Raw genomic sequence first — 2,915 nt, 5'->3', positions numbered from 1 at the left:
CGTCATGGGCCACGTCGACCATGGTAAGACGCGACTGCTCGACGCCATCCGCCAGACCAACGTGGTCGCGGGCGAGGCCGGCGGCATCACGCAGCACATCGGTGCGTACCAGGTGTGGACCGAGCACGAGGGCATCGAGCGCGCGATCACCTTCATCGACACCCCGGGTCACGAGGCGTTCACCGCCATGCGTGCCCGTGGCGCGCAGGTGACCGACATCGCGATCCTCGTGGTCGCCGCCGACGACGGCATCATGCCGCAGACGGTCGAGGCGCTGAACCACGCCCAGGCGGCGAACGTGCCGATCGTGGTCGCGGTGAACAAGGTCGACAAGCCCGAGGCCAACCCGGCCAAGGTGCGTCAGCAGCTGACCGAGTACGGCCTGGTCGCCGAGGAGTACGGCGGCGACGTCATGTTCGTCGACGTGTCGGCCCGTCAGGGCACCGGCATCCAGGACCTCCTCGACGCGGTGCTGCTCACCGCGGACGCGGGCCTGGACCTCACGGCCAACCCGAACAAGGATGCGCGCGGTGTCGCGATCGAGGCGAAGCTCGACAAGGGTCGCGGCTCGGTCGCCACGGTGCTCATCCAGTCGGGAACGCTGCGTGTCGGCGACGCGATCGTCGCGGGCACGGCCTACGGCCGCGTGCGCGCCATGATCGACGAGAACGGCGACCCGGTCGAAGAGGCCTACCCGTCGCGTCCGGTCCAGGTGCAGGGTCTGAACTCCGTGCCTCGCGCCGGTGACACGTTCATCGTGACCGAGGAGGACCGCACGGCCCGCCAGATCGCCGAGAAGCGTGAAGCGGCCGAGCGCAACGCCCAGCTGGCCAAGGCCCGCAAGCGCATCTCGCTCGAGGACTTCACCCGCGCTCTCGAAGAGGGCAAGGTCGAGTCGCTCAACCTCATCATCAAGGGTGACGTGTCGGGTGCCGTCGAGGCGCTCGAGGAGTCGCTCCTCAAGATCGAGGTCGACGACTCGGTGCAGCTGCGGATCATCCACCGTGGCGTCGGTGCGATCACCGAGTCCGACATCAACCTGGCGACGATCGACAACGCGATCGTCATCGGCTTCAACGTCCGTCCCGACACGACGGCGCGCGAGCGCGCCGCCCGCGAGGGCGTGGACGTCCGGTTCTACTCGGTCATCTACAACGCGATCGACGACGTCGAGCAGTCGCTCAAGGGCCTGCTCAAGCCGGAGTACGAAGAAGTCCAGTCGGGCGTGGCCGAGATCCGCGAGGTGTTCCGCTCCTCGAAGTTCGGCAACATCGCCGGTGTCATCGTCCGCTCGGGCACGATCACGCGCAACGCCAAGGCGCGCGTCATCCGCGACGGCGTGGTCATCGCCGATGGCCTGGCCATCGAGTCGCTGCGTCGCTTCAAGGACGACGTCACCGAGGTCCGCACCGACTACGAAGCCGGTATCGGCCTCGGCAAGTACAACGACATCCAGGTGGGCGACGAGATCGAGACCACCGAGATGGTCGAGAAGCCGCGCGGCTGAGTCCGCGTCTGTTGATTCCGGATGCCTCCTGCGGGAGGCATCCGGAATCACTTCCTTAAGGAGCACTCATGTCTTCGGAACGTCAGGCCCGCCTGGGCGACCGCATCCGCGTGATCCTCGCCGAGCGCCTTGAGAAGGGGCTGCGCGACCCGCGGCTCGGGTTCGTCACGATCACCGACGTCCGCGTCACCGGTGACCTGCAGCACGCCTCGGTGTTCTACACCGTGCTCGGCTCGGCCGAGGAGCGCGAGGCATCCGCCAAGGCGCTGAAGTCGGCCACCGGGATGCTGCGCTCCGAGGTGGGCAAGCACCTCAACGTGCGGCTCACCCCGAGCCTGGAGTTCATCGCCGACGCGATCCCCGAGAACGCGGTCCACATCGAGGACCTGCTGCGCGAGGCGCGCGAGCGCGACGAGTCCGTCGCCGGTCTTGCGGCAGGTGCGACGTACGCCGGCGACGCCGACCCGTACCTCAAGCCGCGCGAGCTCGACGACGACGAGGACTGAGCCGGTTCGGATCAGCGGGGGAGGCGCAGCATTCCGTCTGACGCCTCCGCCAGTCCGTCGGCGATGAGCGAGTCGATCGCACGGTCCCGCTGCAGCGGGTCGGGCCAGTCGGGAACCACCTCGGCCATCGGCACCGCGTGGGCGGCGGCATCCCTCAGCGTCTTCAGCACGGCGCCGCGCGCCTGGCGGTCGCTGCCCTCGTAGCGCGCCTGCTTGCGGCGGTCGTCGCCGGTGTCGGGGCGGCCCGCGGCGAGCCAGGCGCACCGGTCCTGCAGGGGGCAGACCTCGCACCGCGGCGTCCGCGCCGTGCAGACGGTCGCGCCGAGCTCCATGGCGGCGGCGTTGACGACGGCTGCCGTTTCGACGTCGTCGGGCAGCACTGCCGCCATCGCGTCCAGGTCCCGCCGCGAGGGCGGTCCGGGCTGGGAGCGTCCGTCGATCGCGCGCGCGAGGACGCGTCGCGTGTTCGTGTCGACGACGGGATGCCGGTCCCCGTACGCGAAGACCGCCACCGCCCGAGCGGTGTAGTCGCCGATGCCGGTGAGGGCGAGCAGCGCGTCGACGTCGCGCGGCACGATGCCGTCGTGGCGGTCGCGGATCTCGACGGCGGCGCGGTGCAGCCACAGGGCCCGGCGCGGGTAGCCGAGGTTCGCCCACTGCCGCACGGCGTCCGCGGGCGCCGCCGCCGCGAGGTCGGTCGGGGTCGGCCAGCGCTGCAGCCACGCCTCCAGGTGCGGGATGACGCGGTTCACAGGCGTCTGCTGCAGCATGAACTCGCTGACGAGCACGCCCCACGCGCCGAAGCCCGGCCGTCGCCAGGGCAGATCCCGCGCGTTCTCGCGGTACCAGGCGACGAGCGGCGTCGCGAGATCGGGCATGCACTCCAGCCTAAGCGGCAGGAA

At 70.2% G+C, this 2,915-nt stretch carries 3 protein-coding genes; 2 read left to right on the top strand and 1 reads right to left on the bottom strand.

Annotated features, from left to right (window positions below; all coding sequences use genetic code 11):
- On the top strand, window positions 1-1,507 hold a 1,507-nt coding region (gene infB, locus ACTHNQ_RS07680; protein WP_440332514.1), incomplete at its 5' end, for a translation initiation factor IF-2.
- A 68-nt stretch (window positions 1,508-1,575) separates the two neighbouring features.
- The gene (gene rbfA / locus ACTHNQ_RS07675; protein ID WP_440332512.1) at window positions 1,576-2,013 is read left to right on the top strand and encodes a 30S ribosome-binding factor RbfA; all 438 of its coding nucleotides are present in this window, start codon (window positions 1,576-1,578) and stop codon (window positions 2,011-2,013) included.
- A gap of 11 nt (window positions 2,014-2,024) precedes the next feature.
- On the opposite strand, the gene ACTHNQ_RS07670 is transcribed toward rbfA, so the two are convergent.
- Window positions 2,025-2,891, bottom strand: a complete 867-nt coding sequence (locus ACTHNQ_RS07670) for an A/G-specific adenine glycosylase (protein WP_440332515.1) — start codon at window positions 2,889-2,891, stop codon at window positions 2,025-2,027.
- Between the last annotated feature and the right edge of the window lie 24 nt (window positions 2,892-2,915).

Source organism: Microbacterium sp., assembly GCF_051953575.1.
Classification (GTDB): domain Bacteria; phylum Actinomycetota; class Actinomycetes; order Actinomycetales; family Microbacteriaceae; genus Microbacterium.
This window is presented reverse-complemented; position numbering and strand designations above follow the sequence as displayed.